The organism is Lactobacillus sp. M0390, assembly GCF_016102085.1.
GTDB classification, from domain to species: Bacteria; Bacillota; Bacilli; order Lactobacillales; family Lactobacillaceae; genus Lactobacillus; species Lactobacillus apis.
Genome location: NZ_JACFPH010000001.1, coordinates 175,797 through 201,720 on the forward strand (window position 1 = coordinate 175,797; position 25,924 = coordinate 201,720).

Here is a 25,924-nt window from a genome sequence, read left to right on the forward strand (position 1 = left end):
AATTTGTACATTTTTCGCCAAGTCGGTATAATTAAGAGAATTAATTTATGAAAGTAGCCGATTATGTTTAAAATTATCGTTGAACTGTTTTTCTTAGTGATTATTCAAGCTGCAATCACACCTTTTATTAGAAGGTTAGCCTTTGTTTTAGGGGCAGTAGACATCCCCAACAAAAGACGAGTAAACAAGAAGCCAATGCCGACTCTAGGTGGCTTGGGTATTTTTGTTACTTTTAATATTGGGGTTTTTATTCTCTTGCGTGAGCAATTTCCTACTCATGAAGCCTTTAGTGTCCTTCTTGGGTCAAGTGTAATTGTTCTAACCGGAATTATTGATGATATTATGGAACTTAAGCCAAGACAAAAAATGTTTGGTATTTTCATTGGTTCATTGGTAATTTACTTTTTGGCTGGAATAAAAATGAGTGTACTAAACCTACCATTTTTAAATAAGCAAATAAATCTAGGCTGGTGGAGCTTACCAATAACAATTTTTTGGATTTTAGCGTTGACTAATGCTGTCGACTTAATTGATGGCCTTGACGGCTTAGCCGATGGTGTATCAATGATATCATTGACAACAATGGGAATAGTTGGCTATTTCTTCTTACATACAGGTCAGCTTTACATTCCAATTAGTTGTTTTATGTTAGCTGCATGTCTTTTGGGATTTTTACCGTATAATTTTCATCCGGCAAAAATGTTTTTAGGTGACACAGGGGCACTCTATATTGGTTTCATGATTGCGGTATTTTCGCTTAAAGGCTTGAAAAATGTAACTTTTATTTCAATGCTAGTACCAGTCACAATTTTAGGCGTGCCAATCACTGATACGATTTATGCGATGATTAGACGTAAGCTTAATAATCAACCTGTTTCACAGGCAGATAAGCACCATTTGCATCATCAGTTAATGAAAATGGGGCTAACTCACCGGCAAGCAGTTTTAGCAATATATGGAATTTCACTGATTTTTTCATTCATTTCATTGCTTTTCTTACTTTCACCGGTGTGGGGCCTATGGCTACTCATTGCGGGGTTAGCCGTAGCACTAGAGTTATTTGTTGAATCAATTGGCTTATTGGGTGAAAAATACAAACCGCTTTTAAGTTTGATACAAAAAATAATCAATTCACGTAGTAAGAAAGATCCAACGGTTGAAGTCTGGCATTTGGGTCAAGAAAAACCAGAACAATTAAAAAGCAAACATAAAAAGGACTAAGTACTAGTCCTTTTTATTTGTCATGATAATTATGATCGGTAATTGGAATTTCATTATAGCGTTTATCACCTGGCGTAAACTCGATTTGACCGCTCATAAGGTTGGTGAGGTTTTTTTCAAGCTCTTGCTGCTCATCTTCATCGATAAAAATGCTAATGACAACATCGACTCCATAGGTAACTTTTTCAATCCAAATATTTTCTTCTTTTAGAAAATGGTTCACTTCATCAAACCGATTATATGCGACGTGAAAAGAAAGCTCTTGTTGCAAGACACGCTTAACAACGCCGATTGCTTCAGCTCCTTCGGTAACGCTGTTAGAATATGCCCGAATTAATCCACCAGCACCAAGTTTAGTCCCCCCAAAATAGCGCGTAACTACAGCAGTAACATTTTTTAAATTCATCAGTTGTAGGGCTTTTAGCTCAGGAACACCAGCGGTTCCAGAAGGTTCACCATTATCGCTGGCTTTTACTTGCTCATCGTTTAATCCTATCGTATAAGCATAAGTGTTATGAGTTGCATCACGGTATTTTTTTGTGGTTGCAGCGATTACTGCTTCAGCTTCAGCTACTGATTCGGTGCGAAAAAGACTTGCAATAAAGCGACTCTTTTTAATGACTATTTCGTTTGAACCATTTTCTTTAATTGTTAAATAATTTTCTTCTTTGACCAAAAAAGTTTGCCTCCTTTTGACGTATTTATTATTAGGAGGGCAGAGAAATGGAAAATTCATCTTGCCTCGCTGGCCGCCAGTGGATTAGCAGTCAAGAGGATTTTAGCACAAATGAAGCTTTAACTAAAATTAGCGCAATTCAGCAAGGCCACTGTATGCGTTGCGGTGCAAGAGTTTATGCGAAGCTGCCAAATGGCAAATTTTATTGCCGCGATTGTATTGAATTAGGACGCATAGTAGAAGGCGATTTACTTGTTCGTAACCTGGAGATAGCTGATTTTTCCAGAATGAAGAATGGCGGTCTAACCTGGCATGGCAGTCTGACAAAACGTCAAGCAGCTGTTTCGTGCGAACTTGTCAAGAACTTCAACCAAAGAGCAGATACGCTAGTTCACGCAGTTACCGGTGCTGGAAAAACAGAAATGCTCTTTGCGGCAATTGCTGAATGCATTTCGCAGGGGAAAAGAAGCTGTATTGCAACACCAAGAATAGATGTTGTTAATGAGTTGTATCCGAGATTTAAGGCAGCTTTTAACACAATAAAAATTGGAAAATATCATGGTAAAGAGTATCACGAACCCAGACTGGATCAACTAACCATTTGTACTACACACCAACTAATGAAGTTTTATCGTGCCTTTGATTTGCTGGTAATCGATGAAGTGGACTCTTTTCCATATGTTGAAAATACGCAACTACATTTTGCCGCAAAGAATGCTGTGAAAGAGGATGGTGTAAGAATTTACTTAACGGCAACTCCAACAAATGATCTACTTGAAAAGGTTAAGAAAAAGCAGTTAAAGATTTTACGTCTTAACCGACGGTTTCATGGTGGATTATTACCAGTACCGCGAGAATTATTTTTTAACCGCCCATTTTTACTCCAACAAAAAATTAATCCTAGATTGTTAAAAGAAATTGACGCAGTTATTAAGAGTGGTCATCAATTACTGCTTTTTGTGCCAAGAATTGAGCAGATTTCCATCTATGTGAGTGCATTAAAAAATGATGCTCAATTTAGTAGTGTGATAGTTGAGGGCGTTCATGCCATGGATAAAAACAGATTGGTAAAAGTGGAAAACTTTAGGCAAGGGAAGTCGCAAGTACTTGTGACGACGACAATTTTGGAACGAGGAGTGACATTTAAGCACGTATGGGTAATTGTTGTACAAGCTGATGACGAGATTTATACATCAGCTAGCCTTGTTCAAATTGCAGGTCGTGTCGGCCGGGCAAAAGATGATACAGATGGACTTGTTTTATTTTGTTACCGCAAGTACACGCATAATATTCGTAATGCACTTAAGCAAATTAGGGAGATGAATAAATGAAAAAGTGCTTGTTATGTGGGCAAGATTTCATTCCTGCTACCTCATTTTTGCGGATTTTTTCCTTTAAGAAATTTCATGAACAATGTTTGTGCCAGCATTGTTTGGCCAAATTTGCACCAATAAGTGGAGAGCACTGTAAAATTTGTTATGGTAAAGCCGCCGCAAATGAACTCTGTCTTGACTGTTTAGAATGGCAAAAAATGTATGGACATAATTTACTTCATAATCATGCAATCTACCACTACAATGATGCTTTTCACGAGATAATGGTAAATTATAAACGATATGGTGACTATGTTTTACGTGAAGTATTGCAAGAACTGTGTTTTGAGCAGCTAAAGAAAATTAAAGCCGATTTTTATGTTCCTATTCCCACATCCCTTGAACACATCGCAAAAAGGCAGTTTGATACAGTTGCTGCGATTTATAATAAACTAGTACCACTTTCGTTTTTTCTTGCCAAAAAAGAAGGTCAAGGTGCCCAAGGTGAGCGTACGCGAAGTGAGCGGCTGAAAAGCAAACAAAGTTTTTTTGTTAAAGAGGGAATTAAGGTTGATGTGAGTAACCACTCAGTCCTGCTTTTGGATGATATTTACACGACCGGAAGAACGTTATATTATGCCCGGGATGCGCTTCAAACAGCCTTTCCGCAAGCAAAGATTTCTAGCTTTACAATTTGTCGATGAGATATGTTGTTCAGCGCTTTCAAGTTTTGTTATAATATAGATAAGATAAGACTGCGAATGCAGTTGAAAGGAGAATCTCATATGTTAAAGTATAATGTTCGTGGTGAAAATATCGAAGTAACCGATGCTCTAAGAAGCTACGTTGAAAAACGTTTAAAGAAATTAGAAAAATATTTTGACTTGAACCAAGATATTATTGCGCACGTCAACCTAAAGGTGTATCGTGATCGTAATGCCAAAGTTGAGGTTACTATTCCACTTCCATACTTAGTATTGAGAGCAGAAGAAACAACTGATGATATGTATCGTAGCATCGACTTTGTTTCTGAAAAACTTGAAAGACAAATTAGAAAATATAAGACACGCGTAAATCGTAAGACCCGTGAAAAGGGAATTGGTGATTTCTTTGTTGAGGGTGCTGAAGAAGAGGCACAAGAAAAAGAAACAAAAGAATTTACTATTGTTCGAAACAAGCAAATTGGTTTAAAGCCAATGAGTCCAGAAGAAGCAATTTTGCAAATGAACATGTTGGAACACGATTTCTTCGTTTTCCAAGATGCTGAAACAAATGGTACTAGTGTTGTTTACCGTAGGAATGATGGTCGTTACGGCTTAATTGAAACTAAATAAATAAGTGCTGTTTTGAGACTGGACCTCACATTTAGTGTGAGGTCTTTGTTTTGTTTATTTTTCATTTAGGGCTAATCATGGTAAAATTATGATGTGTTTTTATACTTAAGTACATATAAGGATCGATTAAATGGCTAATATTTTAAAGAAAATATACAATGGTGATAAAAGAGAACTAAAGAAATTCGAGAAATTAGCTAAGCGTGTAGAAAGTTATGCTGATGAATATAGTAAACTTTCTGATGAGCAACTACAGGCTAAGACACCAGAATTTCGTGAACGCTTGAAAAATGGTGAGACATTAGATTCACTATTACCCGAAGCTTTCGCAGTTTCTCGTGAAGGTGCTAAGCGTGTTCTGGGATTATACCCATTCCACGTTCAAATTTTGGGTGGTATTTCACTACACTACGGTAACATCTCTGAGATGATGACGGGTGAAGGTAAGACTTTAACTGCTACAATGCCAGTTTATTTGAATGCACTGACAGGTAAAGGTGTTCACGTTGTCACGGTTAACGAATATTTGTCGAGTCGTGACGAAGAAGAAATGGGCCAATTATATAGATGGCTAGGCCTAACTGTTGGTTTGAACCTTAACGCAATGTCTCCTGATGAAAAACGGGAAGCATATGAGTGCGATATTACTTATTCAACTAACTCAGAATTAGGTTTTGATTATTTGCGTGACAACATGGTTGTTTATAAAGAACAAATGGTTCAGCGTGAACTTAACTACGCCATACTTGATGAGGTTGACTCAATCTTAATCGATGAAGCAAGAACTCCTTTGATTATCTCCGGTGAAGCAGAACAAGCTAATGGCGACTATATTCGTGCAGATCGTTTTGTCAAAACTCTTAAAGAAGATAAGAGCGATGATGACGTTGATGATGAAGAGGACCATGGCGATTACAAGATTGACTGGCCAACTAAGACCATTTCTTTAACTAGAACTGGTATTCAAAAGGCTTGTGACCACTTTGGCTTGAGAAACTTATACGATGTTGAAAATCAAAAGCTTGTTCACCACATTGATCAAGCTCTACGTGCAAATTACATCATGCTTAAGGACATCGATTACGTTGTTCAAGAGGGTGAAGTTCTGATTGTTGACTCATTCACTGGTCGTGTAATGAAGGGACGTCGCTATTCAGACGGTTTGCACCAAGCAATTGAAGCCAAGGAAAATGTTAAGATTCAAGAAGAATCTAAGACACAAGCAACGATTACTTACCAAAACTTCTTCAGAATGTACAAAAAGCTTGCCGGAATGACTGGTACTGCCAAAACTGAAGAAGAAGAGTTCCGTGAAATTTACAATATGCAAGTTATTGCAATTCCAACTAACCGTCCGGTAATTAGAAAAGACCGTCCAGATGTTTTGTATCCTAACTTGGATTCGAAATATGCTGCAGTAGTAGACGAGATTAAAGAGCGTCACGCAAATGGACAACCAGTTTTAGTTGGTACGGTTGCGGTTGAAAGTTCTGAAAGATTGAGTAACTTGCTTGATAGAGAAAATATTCCGCACGCAGTTTTGAACGCTAAAAACCACGCTAAAGAAGCACAAATTATCATGAATGCGGGTCAACGCGGTGCTGTAACGATTGCCACTAACATGGCTGGTCGTGGTACTGATATTAAATTAGGGCCTGGCGTTAAAGAAATTGGCGGTTTGGCAGTTATTGGTACAGAACGTCATGAATCACGTAGAATTGATAACCAGCTTCGTGGGCGTTCAGGTCGTCAGGGTGACCCTGGTGAAACTCGTTTTTACCTATCACTTGAAGACGATTTGATGAAACGTTTCGGTGGAGAACGAGTTAAGGACTTTTTGGATCGTTTGTCAGATAATGATGATGATAAAGTCATCGAAAATAGATTTATTACTCGTCAAATTGAATCTGCTCAAAAACGAGTAGAGGGTAATAACTATGATACGCGTAAGCAGACCTTGCAATATGACGACGTGATGCGTATTCAGCGTGAAATTATTTATGGTGAACGGATGCAAGTCATCGGTGAAGAAGATTCACTTAAGGATGTTTTAATTCCAATGATTCGTCGCACTATTAACAGTCAAGTTGACATGTTCACACAAGGTGATCGAAGCAAATGGCGGATAGATTCTCTTCGTGACTTCATTAGTTCTAGTCTTCTATCTGAAGATGAAACAGATGCAATCGACTTTAAGACAATTACAGTTCCTGAATTAAAAGAGAAATTGTATGATGAAGTTGAAAAGAACTATAACGAAAAAGCTGATGTTTTGGCTGATCCTTCACAAATGTTGGAATTTGAAAAAGTGGTTATTCTACGTGTGGTAGATGATCGTTGGACAGATCATATTGACGCAATGGATCAATTACGCCAATCAATTAGTCTTCGTGGCTATGGACAACTTAATCCGCTAGTTGAATACCAGGATTCCGGTTACAACATGTTTGAAGAAATGGTTTCAAATATTGAATTTGATGTAACTCGTTTATTCATGAAGGCTGAAATCAGACAAAATCTTAGTCGTTAAAAATTAAGATTAAAGAGAAAGCGGCTATGCTTTCTCTTTTTTGTATTAAACCTAATTTAGGAGAAAAATTAATGGAAATTAGTGACATCCAAAATCAGTTAGACGAGTTAAAAAAGCGGTTAGACCACTTTAGGGGGTCTCTTTGACTTAGAGTCAATTGACGAAAGCATCATTGTTAATGAAAGTAAGATGCAGGAACCCTCGTTTTGGGATGATCAAGAAAAAGCACAAAATTTAATTAGTGAAAATAATCTATTAAAGGAAAAGCGTGACTCTTTTTTAAGTCTGCAGGAAAACTATCAAAATGCAATGACAGCTTTAGAACTTTTACGTGAGGAGCCGGATCAAGAACTTCAAAAAGAGGTTGAAGCAGATTTAGCCAAGTTACAAGAAGAATTTCATAACTATGAAATGGATCTGTTACTGTCTGGCAAATATGATAATCACAATGCTTTGCTAGAAATTCACCCAGGCGCTGGTGGTACAGAGGCAATGGATTGGGGACAAATGCTGTTTAGAATGTACCAACGATATGCAGATAGCAGAAACTTTAAGTTTGAAATTAACAACTATGAGCCAGGTGAAGAAGCAGGACTGAAAAGTGTTAGCGTTCGAATAAGTGGAAAAAATGCTTATGGCTTGTTGAAATCAGAAAATGGGGTTCATCGTTTAGTAAGAATTTCACCGTTTGATTCAGCCAAAAGACGCCACACTTCGTTTGCTTCGGTTGAAGTCATTCCAGAAATTGATGATAGTATCAAAATTGATATTAACCCTAAAGACTTGAGAATTGATGTTTATCGTTCTAGTGGTGCGGGTGGACAACACATTAACAAAACTTCTAGTGCGGTGCGAATTACCCACTTACCAACTGGATTTGTAACTACATCACAGGCACAGCGTTCGCAGCTCCAGAACCGTGAAACGGCAATGAACGAATTACGAGCCAAGCTTTTCCATTTAGAAGAGGAAAAGAAGCGCCAGCATAAGCAAGAACTCAAGGGTGATCAAATGGAAAACGGCTGGGGTTCACAAATCAGATCTTATGTTTTTCATCCTTATAATTTAGTTAAAGATTTGCGTACAGGCTATGAAACTTCTGATACAAGTGGTGTAATGGATGGAAAGTTACAGCCATTTGTCTATGCATATTTGCAATGGTTACTTAGTCAAGATAATCCAGAGTAGGTGGAAAAATGAGTTTTTGGGGAATTATTGGAATTGTTTTATTAGCAGTTATCATTCTAAGTGCGATATTTGCTTTCTTTCACATTTTATTCATGCTGTTACCAGCTGTTTTGGTAATTGCAGCTATTCTCTGGCTGATTAACCACTTCACCAAGAAAGACGATGATCAGCGACCAAGTAGTTTTGGTGAACGACCAGATTTTTCTGAGAAAAACAATTGGTATTCTAATTCGAATGAGCGGCCCAAACGGAAAAAAGTGCGTAATGTTCACACTAAGGATGTTGACAAATAACTGAAAGGCAATTTTAAATGGTAAACGCTGTTAAATTAAAAAATTTAGTTCGAGATAACAAAATTGCATATGTTGTCCAAGGACAGCAATACATTGATGATAAAGAAATAATGGTCTCGGACATTTACCGTCCAGGACTTGAATTAACTGGTTATTTCGATTTTTATCCCAAAGAGCGAATTCAGCTTTTAGGTAGAACTGAGATATCTTATGCGGCTAGGCTAGATCACGAGAGTTTAGTCAATGTCTTTAAGCGACTATGTACGCCGCAAACGCCATGTTTCTTTGTTTCGCGTTCTTTGCCTGTGCCAAAAGAACTTAAGGAAGCAGCAGAGGATGCTAAGATTCCAATTTTGTCTTCAACTGAGTCAACAACCTATGTTTCAAGCCGACTAACGGAATATTTGCGTGAACGCTTGGCGGTTAGAGATACCATTCATGGTGTTTTAGTTGAAGTAAAAGGAATGGGCATTTTGCTAACAGGAGATTCTGGGGTCGGAAAGTCAGAAACTGCTCTTGGTTTGATTCATCGGGGCCACAGGCTAATTGCTGATGATCGTGTTGATGTTTACCAGCGTGATGTTGAAACAGTAATGGGTGAGGCACCACAAATTTTAAAGCATCTGATGGAAATCCGTGGTATCGGCATTATTGATGTGATGGATTTATTTGGTGTTGGTGCAGTGAAAAATCGCGAGGTAATTCAGCTTGTAATTAAACTGGTTAATTGGAATGAAAAGGCCAATTATGATCGGTTAGGCTTCGAAGAAAGTAAACGTGAAATTTGCAATGTTGAAATTCCACAGATTACTATTCCAGTCAAAGTTGGTCGCAATATGGAAGATATCATTGAAATTGCTGCAATGAATTTTAGGGCAAAAAGAATGGGCTATAATGCCACGACTACCTTTGACAATAATTTGACTAGTTTGATTGCTGAAAATTCTAAAGATGACTCAACAAAGGGTGAAAGTAAATGAAGTTAGTGATTAGTCCTGACGCCTTTGTAATTGGTAACTTTAGTGTAAAGTGGTACGGCATTATCATGGCCGTTGCAATCATTTTGGCGGTTTCAATGGCAATTGTTGAAGGTAGAAAGCGCCAAATCGAAAGTGAGGACTTTCTTGACCTATTGTTATGGGTAGTTCCACTTGGCTATATTGGGGCTCGAATCTATTATGTGATTTTTGAATGGAGTTATTATTCAAAGCACCCTGATCAAATTATTGCAATTTGGAATGGTGGTATTGCAATCTATGGCGGTTTAATTGCTGGCTTGGTTGTTTTACTAATATTTTCTTATCGAAGAATGTTACCGCCATTTTTAATGCTAGATGTAATTACACCAGGGGTTATGGCAGCGCAAATTCTTGGGCGTTGGGGTAACTTCTTCAATCAAGAAGCTCACGGTGGACCAACAACTTTACATTTTTTACAAAGCCTACATTTGCCAGATTTTATCATTAATCAAATGAAGATTGGTGGAACTTATTATCAGCCGACATTTTTATATGAATCATTTTTTAATCTCATTGGGCTAATTCTGATTCTGGTATTAAGACACAGAAAGCACTTGTTTAAACAAGGTGAGGTCTTTATGCTGTACTTAGGCTGGTATTCTATCGTGCGTTTTTTTGTCGAAGGATTGCGTACAGATAGTTTATATTTAACAAGTGGAATAAGGGTTTCACAATTATTAAGTTTGATTTTGTTTATTGCTGTAATTGCTTTATTCATTTATCGAAGAAAAGTCGTCAAACCTAAATGGTATCTTGACGGTAGTGGGCTAAAATTCCCGTATTCAAGAGATTAGTAAAAATATAAATAGAAAGATTGGAAAAACAATGACAAAAATTGCAGTTTTAGGAGCAGGTTCATGGGGAACAGTTTTAGGCTCGATGCTTGCTGATAAAGGTAATGAAATCGTACTTTACGGTAATAATGAAGAAGTTAACCAAGAAATTAACGAGCATCATACCAATGAGCACTACATGAAGGATTGGAGTGTTAATGAAACAGCTACGGCCACAGGTGACTTAAACAAGGCGCTTGATGGGGCTGAAGTCATTCTTTTTGTGTTGCCAACGCAAGCAATTAGAATAGTTGCCAAGCAAGTTGGTCAAATTTTGACTGAAACTGGTCGCAAGCCTTTAATTGTGACTGCAACTAAGGGAATTGAGCCAGGGACTAAGAAATTAATCTCAGAAATTCTAACCGAAGAAATCTATCCTAACGACACGGATAAAATTGTGGCAATTTCTGGTCCAAGCCATGCAGAAAGTGTTGCTCAAAAAGATCTCACTGCTATTTCTTGTGCATCAACAAGTAAAGAAAACGCCGAAAAAGTACAGGAAATGTTTTCAAATGACTATTTCCGCTTATACACTAATAGCGATTTAGTTGGTGTTGAAGTTGCAGGTGCAGTTAAAAACGTAATTGCAATCGCTGCAGGAATTTTGGTTGGTAAGCATTATGGTGATGATGCTAAAGCAGCTTTGATGACCAGAGGTCTTGCTGAAATCACAAGACTTGGCGTTAACTACTTTGGTGCTGATCCAATGACATTTAGTGGCTTATCTGGTATCGGTGATTTAATCGTTACTTGTACTTCAGTTAATTCACGTAATTGGCGTTGTGGTAAACAACTTGGTGAAGGTAAGAGTCTTGATTATGTTTTGCAAAATATGGGACAAGTTGTTGAAGGTGCGACAACCGTGAAGGCAGTTCATGAATTATGCCAAGAAAAACAAATTGATATGCCAATTAGTGAAGCAATTTATCGTGTACTATATGAAAACTCTAATGTTGACGCTGAAATTACCAAAATGATGGGAAGAAGTCCAAAGCAAGAAATTAGACTTTAATCGGCTTTAGATGTAAGATTTACTTACGAAAAATAAGAGTATAGTTAAGGTGTAATTATGACAAAAAAATATGATGTAATTGTAATTGGTGCTGGCCCAGGCGGACTAACTGCAGCACTATATGCTTCGCGAGCTAACCTTTCAGTTTTAATCTTGGATCGTGGTTTATACGGTGGTCAAATGAATAATACTGATGCAATTGACAACTATCCTGGTTTTACTGAAATTAAGGGACCAGAGTTGGGCGAGAAAATGTACAATTCGGTAATGAAATTTGGTTCCGAATTTGAATATGGTGATGTTCAGTCAGTAACTATAGACGGTGAAAATAAGGTTGTTAAGACTGACACTGGTGAATATAGTGCTCCTGCATTGATTATTGCAACAGGTGCTGATCATCGGCACCTAAACGTACCAGGAGAAGAAGAATATTCCGGTAAGGGTGTATCCTATTGTGCTGTTTGTGATGCTGCATTTTTCAAGGATGAAGACATTGCAGTAATCGGCGGTGGCGATTCAGCGATTGAAGAAGGAATTTATTTGGCTCAGAGTGCTAAATCAGTGACTGTTATTCACCGTCGAGATCAGTTACGGGCTCAGCCAACTTTGCAAAAACGTGCTTTTGCCAATGATAAAATCAATTTCATTTGGAATGGGATAACTGAATCAATCGATGGCGATGGCCAACGCGTAACAGGTGTTACATACAAGGACAAAGAAACTGGTGAAGAAAAGCAATTAGCTACACGTGGTGTCTTCATTTACGTTGGTGTGATTCCTCAAACTGCTCCTTTTAAAGAGCTTGGAATAACCGATGAGCAGGGCTGGATTCCAACAGATGATCACATGCGAACTAAGGCTGATGGTATTTTTGCCTTAGGTGATGTTCGAGCAAAGGATTTGCGGCAGATTGCTAATGCTGTTGGTGACGGTAGTATAGCTGGTCAAGCCGCTTACAATTATCTACAAGATTTAAATGATAAATAAAACTAAGAAAGAATTCATAAAAAATGGATTCTTTTTTTATTATTGCGGATAGCTAAGTTGATAAATGCTAGAATAGAAATTATGAAAACGAATTAGCCATTTAAAAACAAGAAAAAGAGGTTTAGTGCTGTAATGAACGCTAAAGAAATATTTCAAGTTTGGCAAAAAGCGCCTAATGTGCCCGATTATTTAAAGAAGCAACTAGAACAGTTGGGACAAGATCCGAAATGGATTGAAGATGCTTTTGGCCAAGAAATTAATTTTGGAACTGCCGGTATGCGAGGCCGACTTGAACCGGGAATTAATCGGATAAACCTGTTTACAATTGGCTGGGTAACAGAAGGGCTAGCAAGATTAATTGATGAAAAAGGTTCTGAGGCGCAAAAACGAGGCGTAGTCATTTCTTTTGATTCAAGATATCATTCACGTGACTTTGCTGAACATGCGGCTCGGGTTCTTGGAGCCCATGGTATCCACGTCTACCTTTTCGATGACTTGCGACCAACGCCTGAATTGTCTTATGCAGTCCGTTATCTCCATACATTTGCCGGTATTAACATTACCGCTTCGCATAATGCCAAACAATATAACGGCTATAAAGTGTACGGTGAAGATGGTGCCCAAATGGGACCAGACGATGCTGATCGTGTTTTTGACTATGCACAAAAGATAACAGATATTTTTCAAGTTAAGACTGCTGAAGTTCAGGAATTACGTGCAAATGGCACTTTGGAGTTAATTGGTGAAGATCTTGATGAAGCCTATTTAGCTGAATTAAAAACAGTTAATGTTGATAAAAAGCAGATTAAGCAGAATGCAGATCAATTAAAAATTGTCTATACACCACTCCATGGTACAGGCAAGATGCTTTATGAGCGTGCCTTTAGGCAAAACGGGTTCGTTAATGTTTATCCTGTAGCAAGTCAATCGATTATTGATCCTGAATTTCCAACAACTAAGAAGCCTAATCCTGAGTATCGTGATGTTTTTGATCCAGGAATTGAACTTGCCAACCAAGTAAATGCTGACTTGATTATTGCGACGGATCCGGATGCAGACCGAATGGGAGCTTGTGTAAGGACAAAAGATGGCGAATTCCAGGTTCTGACAGGTAATCAAATTGCCACTTTGATGATCTATTATCTTTTAGTTAACTTAAAAGACAATCATCAACTAGCAAGTGACTATGAATTAATCACTTCAATTGTTTCAAGTAGTATGCCACTGAAAATCGCACAAGACTTTGGAATTAGAACCAAAACAGTGTTAACCGGCTTTAAATTTATCGGCGAAGAAATTGACCGAATGAACAAGGAGCACGATGGCCGTTTCCTAATGGGCTTTGAAGAAAGCTATGGCTATTTATTCAAACCATTTGCACGCGATAAGGATGCAATGCAGGGCGCAATTATGTTTGCAGAGGTTGCCTCGTACTATGCTTCTCGTCAAATGACTGTTTTGGATGGCTTAAACGAGATCTGGCAAAAGTATGGCACATCATATGAAATCACACGCGCAATTGAAATGCCTGGCATCGGTGGACAAAAGAAAATGACTCAATTAATGGCTAAATTGCGTGAAAGTCAGTTAACCGAGATAAATGGGGTAAGAGTTTCTAAAATTGAAGACTACTTATTGCAAGAACAGTTTAGTGGAAAGCAAAAACAACCATTTACTGACTTGCCTAAGTCCAATGTGTTGAAGTACTATCTTGCCGATGATACTTGGCTTGCTCTAAGACCATCAGGCACTGAGCCAGTTATTAAAGGATACGTTGGGGTTAACAAGCCGGACATTAAACAAGCTGAAGCGGCAGCGCAGGACTATCAAGAAGCTTTAGCACAACTTTTAAGATAAAAACAAAAGACGTGCGAAAATACGTTCGAGGTAGTAGAATAGAATAAACGAAATAAAGGTTGGACTTTTTGGTCCAATTTTTTTATGAGGAGCCTATCTATGATTAAACGACAAGATAAACGAAAATTTGAGCTTGTCTCAAAGTTTAAACCTGCAGGAGATCAAGAGCAGGCAATTAATAAATTAACTGACGGCTTTAAAAAAGGTTATAAGGAACAAATTCTTGAAGGAGCTACTGGTACAGGTAAAACCTTCACGATGGCTAATGTTATTGCCAATTTGAACAAGCCGACATTAGTAATTTCACATAATAAAACTTTGGTTGGTCAGTTGTATGGCGAATTTAAGGAGTTTTTCCCTAACAATGCAGTTGACTACTTTGTTTCGTACTATGACTACTACCAACCTGAGGCTTATGTACCCCAGTCGGATACCTATATTGAAAAAGATTCATCAATCAATGACGAAATTGATCAGTTGCGTCACCAAGCTACCAGTGATTTGATGGAGCGAAACGATGTGATTGTCGTAGCATCTGTTTCTTGTATTTACGGTTTGGGTGATCCAAAAGAGTATTCTGCAAGTGTGATTACTGTTCATGAAGGCGATGACTATGGGCGTAATACATTGCTGCGCAATCTTGTAAATATTCAGTATGATCGAAATGATATTGACTTCCAGCGCGGACGGTTTAGAGTGCGCGGAGATGTTGTTGAAGTCTTTCCAGCTGGTAACTCAAGTCATGCCTACCGAATTGAATTTTTTGGGGATGAAATTGACCGAATCGTTGAAATTGATTCTTTAACAGGTGAGGTAATTGGTGAGCGTGAGAGTATTTCACTATTTCCAGCTACGCACTTCATGACTAATGAAGAACAAATGCGCAGAGCACTTAAAGCTATTTCGCAAGAAATGAAACTTCAAGTTAAGAAGTTTGAGGGAGAGGGAAAACTCCTTGAAGCGGAAAGAATTAAGCAGCGCACTACTTTTGACATGGAAATGATGGGAGAAGTTGGTTTTACCAGTGGAATTGAAAATTATTCAAGACATATGGAAAATCGAAAAGAGGGCGAACCGCCTTACACTTTGCTTGATTTCTTTCCAGATGACTTTTTAATTCTAATTGATGAGTCCCATGCCACGATGCCCGAAATTCGAGCAATGTACAATGGTGACCGTAATCGAAAGAAAACGTTAATTGATTACGGCTTCAGATTACCATCTGCATTGGATAACCGGCCTTTAAAAATTGATGAGTTTGAAAAGCATGTAAATCAAATTATGTATGTTTCTGCTACACCTGGTGATTATGAACTCGAGCGAACTGACCACAAGGTTGAGCAGATTATCCGACCGACAGGATTGTTGGATCCGAAGATTGAGGTCCGACCGGTTGAAGGTCAAATTGATGATTTGGTCGGTGAAATTAATAAGCGAATTGAGCGTAATGAACGTGTCTTTATCACTACATTAACTAAGAAAATGGCAGAAGACTTGACCGATTATCTAAAGGATTTAGGGATTAAGGTTCAATATCTGCACTCTGATGTAAAGACACTTGAAAGAATGCAAATACTGCGTGACTTACGAATGGGCAAGTATGATGTGTTAATTGGAATTAACCTTCTTCGTGAAGGTATCGATGTTCCTGAAGTTTCATTAGTCGCGATTCTTGATGCTGATAAAGAGGGCTTTTTACGAGCTTACCGCCCACTTGTTCAAACAATGGGACGTGCATCGCGTAATTCTAATGGTGAAGTAATTATGTATGCTGACACAATCACGGATTCTATGCGGGAAGCAATTGAGGCAACGCAGAGAAGACGTAAATTGCAAATCAAGTTTAACGAAGAACACGGTATCACACCAAAGACAATCGTTAAGCCGATTAGAGACGTGATTTCTGCCACCAAGGCTGTTGATGAAGTTGCTGAGACTGATAGCTTTGCTGATCTTAACTTTGATGAACTAACTGTTAAACAGAAGAAGACGATGATTAAAGATCTTCGTCAGCAAATGCAAGAAGCCGCTAAGAAACTTGATTTCGAAGGTGCCGCAACATTGCGTGACGCAATCATGGAACTTGAAAGTTCAACAAGAAAACCAATTGAGAAAAAGGGAAAAACACTAAATGGCAAATGATAAGATTGTAATTCGCGGGGCACGTGAACACAATTTAAAAGATATTAATTTAACAATTCCAAAAGATAAAATGGTGGTAATCACTGGCTTATCGGGTTCTGGTAAGAGCTCGCTTGCCTTTGATACACTGTACGCTGAAGGTCGTAGACGTTATGTTCAATCACTGTCTAGCTATGCTCGTCAATTTTTGGGTCAAATGGACAAACCGGATGTTGATTCAATTGATGGCTTAAATCCGGCAATTTCAATTGATCAAAGAACTACTTCACACAATCCTCGTTCAACAGTGGGTACAGTTACTGAAATCAATGACTACTTGCGTTTACTATGGGCTAGAGTGGGTCATCCAATCTGTCCGAATGATGGAACGTTAATTGAAAGACAATCCGTTGAGCAGATGGTTGATCGAATTTTAGCATTGCCTGAAAGGACTAAAATTCAGCTACTCGCACCTGTAATCAGATCTAAGCGTGGCGCTCACAAGGAAGTATTTAAAAGGGTTCAACGTGCTGGTTATGTGCGTGTGATTGTTGATGGCGAGATGCATGATATCAGTGAGGATTTTGATTTAGACAAAAATAAACGCCACACCATTGATATTGTCGTTGACCGGTTGGTAGTCAAAGAAGGTATCAAATCACGTCTTTTTGATTCAGTGGAAGCTGTGCTAAGGCTGTCAGAAGGATACATGGATGTTGATATTATTGATGGTGAGACACTGAACTTTTCTGAGTTCTATGCTTGTCCTAAATGTGGTTTTACAGTAGGTGAAATGGAACCACGTTTGTTCTCCTTCAATGCACCGTTTGGTGCTTGTCCAGATTGTGATGGATTAGGAGTGAAGCGTTCAGTTGATGAAGATTTAGTTGTTCCTGATAAAAGTAAGACACTAGCTGAAGGGGCAATTGTCCCTTGGAAGACTTCAAATTACTATGGTGGGATGCTTCAACAAGCATGTGACGCATTAAAGATTCCAATGGATAAACCATATAGTAAATTGACCAAAAATCAAAGAGAAATCTTGATGCATGGCTCTAAGAAAGAAATTTCTTTTCATTTATCTGGTGAATTTGGCGTGAAGAACACCACTGCACCATTTGAAGGCGTAATGGAAAACATTGAAAGACGCTACATGAACCCAATGTCCAAATTTATGCGCGATGTCATGGGTAAATACATGACAGAATTAACGTGTTCAACTTGTCACGGCAAGCGCCTTAACCAAAAAGCTTTAGCAGTTAAAGTTATGGGAAAAGATATTTCGGAAGCATCTGAAATGTCGATTACCAAGGCTTTGGAATTTTTCAATAACATTAAATTAAATGAACAAGAAACAATTATTGCTAAACCAATTCTTAAAGAAGTGCGAGATCGACTATCCTTCTTGAACAGTGTTGGCCTAGACTATTTAACGTTATCTCGTTCCGCTAACACTTTGTCTGGTGGGGAAGCTCAAAGAATTAGATTAGCTACACAAATTGGCTCAAACTTATCTGGTGTAATGTATGTTCTGGATGAACCATCGATAGGGCTGCACCAACGTGATAATGATCGCTTAATTTCTGCATTAAAACGAATGCGTGATCTAGGTAACTCGTTAATCGTCGTTGAACACGATGATGAGACAATGCGCCAAGCTGATTACCTCGTTGATATGGGTCCTGGTGCTGGTAGTTATGGTGGTGAAGTAATGGCCGCCGGAACTCCAGAAGAAGTTGAAGCTAATCCAAAATCACTTACAGGACAATATTTGTCTGGTAAAAAATTTGTGCCGGTTCCATTAGAAAGACGTAAAGGTAATGGGAAAAAGATTACCATTACCGGTGCCGAAGAGAACAATTTAAAAAATCTTAAGGTTGAGTTTCCACTTGGTAAGCTAATTGTTGTCACTGGCGTGTCAGGTTCTGGTAAATCGACGTTGGTCAACATGATTTTAAAACGCGTATTAGCGCAAAAACTGAATCGTAACCAAACTAAACCTGGTAAATATAAGAGTATTTCTGGCTATAAAAATATCGAAAAAATAGTTGATATTGATCAGAGTCCAATTGGTAGAACACCTCGAAGTAACCCAGCTACTTATACTAGTGTTTTTGATGATATTAGAGCATTATTTGCTCAAACTAATGAATCAAAATTACGTGGCTATACTAAAGCTCGTTTTTCATTCAACGTCAAAGGTGGACGCTGTGAAGCTTGTCGCGGTGACGGTATAATTAAAATTGAAATGAACTTTTTGCCAGATGTTTACGTACCTTGTGAGGTATGTCACGGCAATCGTTACAACTCAGAAACGCTTGAAGTCACATATCGTAAGAAGAATATTGCCCAGGTTCTTGATATGACCATTAGTGAAGCTTGCGACTTTTTCAAAAATATTCCGAAAATAGCTCGCAAGTTGCAAACAATTGTCGATGTAGGCTTGGGTTACGTGAAATTAGGTCAATCTGCCACTACTTTATCTGGTGGAGAGGCGCAAAGAATGAAGTTAGCAGCAGAGTTACAAAAAATTTCGACTGGTAAGAATTTTTATATTCTAGATGAGCCAACAACTGGTCTTCATACTGATGATATTAAGCGTCTGCTTGAAGTAATGCAGCGGCTAGTTGATCAAGGTAATACAGTATTAATTATTGAGCATAACCTTGATGTGATTAAAAATGCTGACTGGCTAATTGACCTTGGTCCTGACGGTGGTGAAGGTGGTGGCACAATTGTTGCAACTGGTACCCCTGAAGATGTCGCTAAAGTAAAGGAAAGCTATACTGGACAATACCTTGCCCCTGTTCTTAAACGAGACACTGTGCTGACTAAAGAAGCAGCGAAAAAAGCAAAGAAATAGTATTTATTTAAATACAAAAAGTGTAAAATATCGGACAGGGAGGAATAGAAATGGATAATTTTTCAAATTACAGAGAAAGACGCGGCTTTAATTGGGCCGCACTTATCTCTGGCATATTAATGATTATTGCAGGCGTATTTTTAATTAGTCATCCTAATAAGGCTTTACACGCATTTGTCTTGCTGTTTGCGATTATTTCAATAGTCCAAGGTTTTGTCTGGCTCGCATTTTATAGTCGCTTTCGTTATTTTGTTTCCTTTAGTTGGATTTCAATCGTTACGGGGGTTTTGGATATCATCATTGGTATTTTATTCCTCTATTCATACGATGCAGCAGGTTTAACCATTGCATACTTATTTGCCTTCTGGTTCCTGTTTGATTCAATTTCTGGAATTATTTTCACGTGGCATTTACGCAGTTTATCTGGTTTTTATTTCTGGGTAAACATGATACTGAATATTTTCGGGCTCTTGATTGCAGTAGGATTAATGTTCAACCCAATGCTTTCAGCATTGACATTAATTTGGCTCGTTGCCTTCTGGCTATTTATTTTTGGAATAAGCGAAGTAATTGCAGCATTTGCTCATAGATAAAGATTGAAAAAGTTCGTAATGAACTTTTTTTTTGACCTGAAATGTGAAACACCCGGTATGTTATAATTTGAGTAGAGGGGAGTGCAACATGACTAATAATAAAAAACAATTGTTGATTGTCACTGGAATGAGTGGGGCTGGAAAGACTGTCGTTTCACATTCCTTAGAAGACATGGGATACTTTGTTGTTGATAATTTGCCTCCAACCTTACTTTCAAGTTTTTGGGATTTAATTGTCAACTCGGATGATTATTCTAAAGTAGCAGTGGTAATCGATTTAAGAGTGCGCAGTTTCTATAAGGACTTAATAAATGAAATAAGTTCACTTGAGGATAATAGCTGTGTTCAAACACGGATTATCTTTTTGGATGCTTCGGATGATATATTGGTTGCTCGCTATAAAGAAACAAGGCGCGTTCCGCCACTAGTTCATGGTGGGAGGCTACTTGATGGCATTATTGAAGAGCGACATATTCTTGCAGGAATTAAAAATCGTGCTAATGACATTATTGACACGTCAAACCTTGCTCCTCAAGAATTAAAAGAAAAAATGTTTGAAGAATTTAGTGATCAAGAAAAGCAGCCATTTTCAATTGAAGTTCTTTCTTTTGGCTTTAAATATGGTCTGCCAATTGATGCTGATCTTGTGATAGACGTACGTTTTTTACCAAATCCATTTTATATTTCTGAACTACGTCCTTTCACGGGACTTGATCAGCGAGTCTTCGATTATGTGATGGATAAAGATATTACTCAAGTATTTTATGAAAAACTGTTAGATTTGTTGAGAACAGCCATGCCTGGGTATATTAAAGAGGGAAAGAGCAAGTTAACTATTGCGATTGGCTGTACAGGTGGTCAACACCGTAGTGTAGCAATTGCAAGGCAGCTTGCACATGATTTGTCACAAGACTATCCAGTTGATATAACTCATCGCGAAATTAGCAGGTATACCAGAAAAAGGTGAAAATATGACATATAGCGATTCCAAAGTGATTAGGGTAACGAGAAGTAGAAGACCCAAAATTGTTGTAATTGGTGGCGGAACGGGTCTTCCAGTTGTTTTGAGCGCGTTAAAAGAACAAGATGCGCAAATCACAGCAATTGTGACAGTTTCAGATGATGGCGGCTCTTCTGGAACAATTCGTAACTTCATTAATGTTGTTCCACCAGGTGATATTCGTAACGTATTAGTTTCTCTAAGTGACATACCACAAGAACAAAAAGATGTTTTTCAATACCGCTTTGATTCATCGGACTCGTTTTTCTCAGGCCATGCGATAGGTAATTTGATTATTGCCGCTTTAAATGAAATGCATGGTAATATTTTTGATGCTGTTCAATCATTGTCAAAAATGATGCGCGTAGATGGGCATGTTTTCCCAGCTTCAAACGAACCTTTAACATTGAATGCGGAATTTATTGACGGAACAATCCAAGCGGGAGAAAAGGAAATAACTAACAAGGACAAGCGAATCAAGCGTGTTTGGGTAACAGATACGAATTCTAATAAAGAACCGGAGGCTGTTTCACCTGTTCTGGACGCAATAATGCAAGCTGATGCAGTTGTTTTGGGTCCAGGAAGCTTATTCACTTCAATTCTTCCTAATTTGATGATACCTAACCTCGGTGAAGCTGTTAGAAAAACAAAAGCCGAAGTTATTTATATTTGTAATATCATGACCCAACTTGGCGAGACCGATCACTTTTCCGACTGTGATCATGTTGATGTTATCAATAAGCATCTTGGTGGTCATTATGTAAACACAACTTTGGTTAATGGTGCAAAAATTGACATGTCAAAATTTAATCCTAAGGATTATGATGCCTACATTGAACCCGTTAAAAATGACTATGATGGCTTGCGAAAGCAAGGGTGCCGGGTAATCACAGATGACTTTATTGACCAACGAAGCGGCCTTGTTTTCCATGATGGTGAAAAAGTGGCAAACGAGATTATTAATCGTGCATTTACGGCAATGTCGACCAGAAAGACTACGGAATAACCAATGGCAAGTTATGCAAGTGAAGTAAAGAAGGAACTTACCTCCTTACCAATTCATCCTGAGCACGCAAAGGCTGAATTAGCTGCTTTTTTGCGGATGAACGGTGTTTTAAACTATCATGATCGTATGTTTAGTCTTGATATCACAACTGAAAATCCAGCAATTGCTCGACGAATTTTTTCCTTAATAAAAACAGCGTATCGTGTAGAACCGTTATTAATCGTTTCGCGTAAAATGAAATTGAAGAAGAATAACCAATATCTGGTACGTCTGCAAAATCATGTCAAAGGAATTTTGACTAATTTGGAAATCTTAGCACCAGATTCAGGTTTAATCACGCGAATACCTAAAAGAATAATTGATTCGCGCGAGGGCGCAATGTCGTATTTGCGTGGTGCGTTCTTAGCAAGCGGTAGTGTAAATAATCCGGAAACAAGCAGGTATCACTTGGAAATATACTCTGCTTATGAAGACCACAACAATGATTTGTTAGAACTAATGAATCATTACTTTAATCTTAATGCCAAAACAATTAGTAGAAGGCGGGGTTATATAGTCTATCTCAAGGAAGCAGAGAAAATTGGCGATTTTCTTCATGTTGTCGGTGCAGTCAACGCAATGCTATCCTTTGAAGACTTAAGGATTATGCGTGATATGCGCAATTCGGTTAATCGCTTAGTTAATTGTGACACGGCAAATTTGAAAAAGACTGCTAATGCTGCTGCTAAACAAGTTGAGGATATTGAATTAATAGAACGTAAAATCGGGCTTGAAAATATTCCAGAAAAGCTGCAGGGAATCGCAAGATTGCGGCTGACCAATCCGGAACTGTCATTAAAAGAGATTGCTCAGCAAGTTCCAGATGGACCTATTTCAAAATCAGGTGCAAATCACCGTTTTGCTAAACTACATGAAATGGCACAGAAATTAGAAGAATAAAAAAGATCTCCGAGCTATTTAGCTTGGAGATCTTTTTAGTTTAATTAGTATCTAACTACTTCTTTTGGTTGACCATAATTTCATCAATTAAGCCATAATCCTTTGCTTCTTCAGCAGTTAGGTAGTTATCACGTTCAGTATCTTTCTGAATCTTTTCAAGTGGTTGACCAGTAGTTTCGTGAAGAATCTTATTGATCTTTTCACGGCTCTTTAAAATTTCATTAGCCGCAATTTGAATATCAGTTTGTTGACCTTGAGCACCACCTAAAGGTTGGTGAATCAAAACAGTAGAGTTAGGTAAAGCAAAGCGTTTACCCTTTGCACCACTGGTTAATAGAATGGAAGCCATTGAAGCAGCCATTCCGATTGCAATAGTTGATACATCTGACTTAATGAAGTTCATCGTATCCATAATTGCTAAACCGGAAGTGATTACACCACCGGGTGAGTTGATATAAAGGGAGATGTCCTTAGTGTTGTCTTGAGCATCAAGGAATAATAACTGGGCAATAATTGTATTTGCCATGTCATCATTAATTTCTCCACTGAGCATGATAATTCGATCTTTTAGCAAACGAGAATATATGTCATAAGCCCGTTCGCCACGAGCAGTTTGTTCAATAACTGTAGGTACAAGCATCTTTTTACCTCCTAAAATTAAAGTCATTTTTGTTAGCACTCTAATAAGTACAGTGCTAATTAAATCACTTACATTAAATGCTGTCAATGAAAGTGTATTAATTTTGTATTCTAAGTTACAATGTTCTTATTATATAATACGAAAGTAAACTAAAATATTGGAGGAATAATTTTGAAGCTTTTTAAGAAAATTGCAATTCTTGTGACAACAATGCTTGCTGGCCTAGCATTGTCAACTGGTCTTGCAATTACATCGGTTGAGGCTGATTCTAATCAATCGCAGCAGCCAACGCAAGGAGAAACTAAAACCACTCCTAGCAAGAATAGTAATCAGGGAGAAAATACCGATGAGGAAAATGACAGTGGTGATCCCAATAGTCAACCTGATCCTGGTAATACCAACTCTGATACTCAGAATGATAAGCAGCCGCTAGTAAAAAAGAAAACACCTAAACAAGTAATAACAGGCTATGCAATGATGACTAAAGTTGCTGGTAACAAAAACTATAAGGTTTGGGCAAATGTAACAGACGGTAAAGTTAGCAAAAAAGTCGCTGACGGGATTAATTTTCAATATAGCCATATTCAATCAGACCAACTAATTGAAACTAAAAGTGCACGCTATTGGCGAATTTATGTTAATGGTCGAAAAGTTGGTTATGTAAATGAAAAATTCTTTGCTAGAAACCAAATTGCTGTTCCTAAGACTATTAGCCTGGTTAACAACGAATTTTATGAATTTTTCACACGGGATGCAATTTCATACGTAACTAATTACATGGGTACGGTTATTAGTAATGATGATGTAAAAGTTTCGCGTGAGACTATCTCTTGTGCTACTCCAAAAACTTATACAGTTAAATATACATATGGTGATGCGACAGCAAGCGTCAAAATAACTGTTAGAAAAAGCACTACTGAAGGAATTGCTGATCCTGATGTAACTAATTCGTTCCCTGCGCAGCCTGGTACAAATGAACACCAAGCATGGAAAACACATTATGGTTCTTCAGTTAATTACATTAGTCCTACAGAATACACACCAGAAACAGAATCACATACTCTAACAAGTGGTAATATGACTCTGAAGACAAGATTTTATCAACCAGTTCTTCTGAGCGTAAAGGATCCAACCGATGATAATATTAATCGTGTTGGCCATATTCCAGAAGGTGTAACTGTTTCAAACGGCTGGGCTTATACCAGTTTATTGAGTCACACTTATTTAAGCTCTGGTCACATTGTTGGTTATGATTTGAATAAGTTAACTAATCCATATAATGCTCAACATCTTTTAGACATGTCACAAAAAGACTTTAATAATTACGTTAAGCATATTAAAGTTAGTCCATATATCCCAATTGGTCACGGTCAAGCAATGGGTGCAAGTGACAAGTATATCTATGTGATTAACAATGATAATAAATTAAATGAAACTACTGACTCAGAAGAAATTGTTCAAATTCGTAAGAGTGATTTACAAATTAACAAGATTTGGACAATGAAAACTTGGGTAGGTGACCAAAATAGTCCGCGTTACTTCCATAACGGTGTAATCATGAACGACTATGAAATGTACACGGTATATCATGATACTAAGAATAATCGCTATGAATATTGGCAACTAACTCGTACTGGTGACAACTGGAATCCAAAATTAGTTGGTAAGACAGATGGCAATTTTGTTAACAACAATTCACCAGTTCAAGGTTTTGCTTATGATCCAGATCATAAGAATTTTTACTTAGCATTTAATGATTTAATCTTCAAAATTGGTCGCGATGGAACTTTAAAGGATCACTATTCATTTGATACTGGTCGTGAAATTGAAGGTATTTCAGTACATGATGGTAAACTTTACGTTAACTTAGCACAACGTGCAGAGTTATTAGTAAGCATGAACATTGATTAAAAAATAAGCAGTATTTAAAGTAAATAAAAAGAAGAGCTAATTAGCTCTTCTTTTTTTGATTCTTCTTTTGACATTCAGGACAAATACCAAAAATTTCTAGGTGACTTGCCGACGTAACATAGCCCGTTTGTTTTTCAGCTTCTGCACGCATACGATTTTCAACTGCTTCAAAGTCTGGATAATAGACGTCAGCTATGTTATCGCATTGTTTACAAATAATGTGGAAATGAGGCTCTACAAAGTAGTCATAATGAATGGAATCATCACTATTTTTGATTTCGATAACAATGCCTGCGTCAACTAATTTGTTTAGTGTGTTGTAGACTGTTGCTCGATATGCTGGCTCGTCGCCGCTAATTGCTTTAAAAATAGTAGCTGCAGTAGGATGATTATGATGTGTCCGCAGATATTTCAAGATTTTAAGCCGTGGCTTGGTGACTTTCAAATTATGCTCACGTAGTAAATCTTCTGTTTCTTTTAAGTAGTTTGGCACAGGTTTCATCTCCTTAGTTTATTAAGTATAGTTTAGCATTAAATGCACAAAAAAAGTCGCCTTTTATTAGGCGACTTAATTAATCTTTAATTAGT

General features: G+C 37.8%; 22 protein-coding genes. 19 read left to right on the forward strand and 3 right to left on the reverse strand.

Going from position 1 to position 25,924, the window contains the following annotated elements; genetic code table 11:
• Window positions 1–63 precede the first annotated feature (63 nt).
• Complete coding sequence (locus H3R25_RS00830; protein ID WP_046306471.1) at window positions 64–1,221, forward strand: glycosyltransferase family 4 protein; 1,158 nt, start codon at window positions 64–66, stop codon at window positions 1,219–1,221.
• 13 nt (window positions 1,222–1,234) lie between these two features.
• On the opposite strand, the gene H3R25_RS00835 is transcribed toward H3R25_RS00830, so the two are convergent.
• Window positions 1,235–1,897, reverse strand: coding sequence for a YigZ family protein (locus tag H3R25_RS00835; RefSeq protein WP_198193865.1), 663 nt, complete (start codon window positions 1,895–1,897; stop codon window positions 1,235–1,237).
• 47 nt (window positions 1,898–1,944) lie between these two features.
• On the opposite strand from H3R25_RS00835, the gene H3R25_RS00840 reads away from it, so the two are divergent.
• The 17 genes from H3R25_RS00840 (at window position 1,945) to whiA (ending at window position 22,785) form a co-directional block, all read left to right on the forward strand.
• A complete protein-coding gene (locus H3R25_RS00840; protein ID WP_198193867.1) occupies window positions 1,945–3,228 on the forward strand; it encodes a helicase-related protein in 1,284 nt (427 codons plus the stop codon).
• Complete coding sequence (locus H3R25_RS00845; RefSeq protein WP_198193869.1) at window positions 3,225–3,914, forward strand: ComF family protein; 690 nt, start codon at window positions 3,225–3,227, stop codon at window positions 3,912–3,914. Before H3R25_RS00840 ends, H3R25_RS00845 begins: the two co-directional genes overlap by 4 nt.
• Before the next feature lie 81 nt (window positions 3,915–3,995).
• Complete coding sequence (gene hpf, locus H3R25_RS00850) at window positions 3,996–4,544, forward strand: ribosome hibernation-promoting factor, HPF/YfiA family (RefSeq protein ID WP_046306478.1); 549 nt, start codon at window positions 3,996–3,998, stop codon at window positions 4,542–4,544.
• A 130-nt stretch (window positions 4,545–4,674) separates the two neighbouring features.
• Entirely contained in the window at window positions 4,675–7,074 is a 2,400-nt protein-coding gene (gene secA / locus H3R25_RS00855; protein WP_187157753.1) for a preprotein translocase subunit SecA, read from the forward strand.
• A gap of 71 nt (window positions 7,075–7,145) precedes the next feature.
• Window positions 7,146–8,262, forward strand: a protein-coding gene (prfB, locus tag H3R25_RS00860) for a peptide chain release factor 2 (RefSeq protein WP_198193870.1) whose coding sequence is annotated in 2 segments (ribosomal slippage) — window positions 7,146–7,217 and window positions 7,219–8,262 — 1,116 coding nt in all. Because the reading frame shifts where the segments join, the coding sequence is not laid out codon by codon here.
• 8 nt (window positions 8,263–8,270) lie between these two features.
• The gene (locus H3R25_RS00865) at window positions 8,271–8,555 is read left to right on the forward strand and encodes a hypothetical protein (RefSeq protein WP_046306483.1); all 285 of its coding nucleotides are present in this window, start codon (window positions 8,271–8,273) and stop codon (window positions 8,553–8,555) included.
• A gap of 17 nt (window positions 8,556–8,572) precedes the next feature.
• A complete protein-coding gene (hprK, locus tag H3R25_RS00870) occupies window positions 8,573–9,535 on the forward strand; it encodes an HPr(Ser) kinase/phosphatase (RefSeq protein ID WP_187157756.1) in 963 nt (320 codons plus the stop codon).
• A complete protein-coding gene (lgt, locus tag H3R25_RS00875) occupies window positions 9,532–10,368 on the forward strand; it encodes a prolipoprotein diacylglyceryl transferase (protein ID WP_198193872.1) in 837 nt (278 codons plus the stop codon). Before hprK ends, lgt begins: the two co-directional genes overlap by 4 nt.
• Before the next feature lie 31 nt (window positions 10,369–10,399).
• Complete coding sequence (locus H3R25_RS00880) at window positions 10,400–11,419, forward strand: NAD(P)H-dependent glycerol-3-phosphate dehydrogenase (protein WP_187157758.1); 1,020 nt, start codon at window positions 10,400–10,402, stop codon at window positions 11,417–11,419.
• Window positions 11,420–11,476: 57 nt separating this feature from the next.
• Window positions 11,477–12,406, forward strand: a complete 930-nt coding sequence (trxB, locus tag H3R25_RS00885; protein WP_122034719.1) for a thioredoxin-disulfide reductase — start codon at window positions 11,477–11,479, stop codon at window positions 12,404–12,406.
• Window positions 12,407–12,538: 132 nt separating this feature from the next.
• Window positions 12,539–14,263, forward strand: a complete 1,725-nt coding sequence (locus H3R25_RS00890; protein WP_198193874.1) for a phospho-sugar mutase — start codon at window positions 12,539–12,541, stop codon at window positions 14,261–14,263.
• Between the two features lie 99 nt (window positions 14,264–14,362).
• Window positions 14,363–16,405 (forward strand): excinuclease ABC subunit UvrB, encoded by a 2,043-nt coding sequence (uvrB, locus tag H3R25_RS00895; RefSeq protein ID WP_198188854.1) that lies wholly within the window; start codon window positions 14,363–14,365, stop codon window positions 16,403–16,405.
• The gene (gene uvrA / locus H3R25_RS00900; protein ID WP_198193876.1) at window positions 16,395–19,247 is read left to right on the forward strand and encodes an excinuclease ABC subunit UvrA; all 2,853 of its coding nucleotides are present in this window, start codon (window positions 16,395–16,397) and stop codon (window positions 19,245–19,247) included. Before uvrB ends, uvrA begins: the two co-directional genes overlap by 11 nt.
• Window positions 19,248–19,297: 50 nt before the next feature.
• On the forward strand, window positions 19,298–19,840 hold the full coding sequence (locus H3R25_RS00905) for an HdeD family acid-resistance protein (RefSeq protein ID WP_122034729.1): 543 nt from the start codon (window positions 19,298–19,300) through the stop codon (window positions 19,838–19,840).
• A gap of 88 nt (window positions 19,841–19,928) precedes the next feature.
• Entirely contained in the window at window positions 19,929–20,807 is an 879-nt protein-coding gene (gene rapZ, locus H3R25_RS00910) for an RNase adapter RapZ (RefSeq protein ID WP_198193877.1), read from the forward strand.
• Between the two features lie 4 nt (window positions 20,808–20,811).
• Window positions 20,812–21,846, forward strand: coding sequence for a gluconeogenesis factor YvcK family protein (gene yvcK, locus H3R25_RS00915; protein ID WP_122034731.1), 1,035 nt, complete (start codon window positions 20,812–20,814; stop codon window positions 21,844–21,846).
• 3 nt (window positions 21,847–21,849) lie between these two features.
• A complete protein-coding gene (gene whiA, locus H3R25_RS00920; protein ID WP_198193878.1) occupies window positions 21,850–22,785 on the forward strand; it encodes a DNA-binding protein WhiA in 936 nt (311 codons plus the stop codon).
• Window positions 22,786–22,840: 55 nt separating this feature from the next.
• Here whiA and clpP read toward each other — a convergent pair whose 3' ends face one another.
• A complete protein-coding gene (gene clpP / locus H3R25_RS00925) occupies window positions 22,841–23,425 on the reverse strand; it encodes an ATP-dependent Clp endopeptidase proteolytic subunit ClpP (protein WP_046306499.1) in 585 nt (194 codons plus the stop codon).
• A gap of 171 nt (window positions 23,426–23,596) precedes the next feature.
• Here clpP and H3R25_RS00930 point away from each other — a divergent pair, with 171 nt between their 5' ends.
• A complete protein-coding gene (locus H3R25_RS00930) occupies window positions 23,597–25,336 on the forward strand; it encodes an SH3-like domain-containing protein (RefSeq protein ID WP_370567417.1) in 1,740 nt (579 codons plus the stop codon).
• Between the two features lie 40 nt (window positions 25,337–25,376).
• Here H3R25_RS00930 and H3R25_RS00935 read toward each other — a convergent pair whose 3' ends face one another.
• On the reverse strand, window positions 25,377–25,829 hold the full coding sequence (locus H3R25_RS00935; RefSeq protein ID WP_233558444.1) for a Fur family transcriptional regulator: 453 nt from the start codon (window positions 25,827–25,829) through the stop codon (window positions 25,377–25,379).
• Window positions 25,830–25,924: the final 95 nt, after the last annotated feature.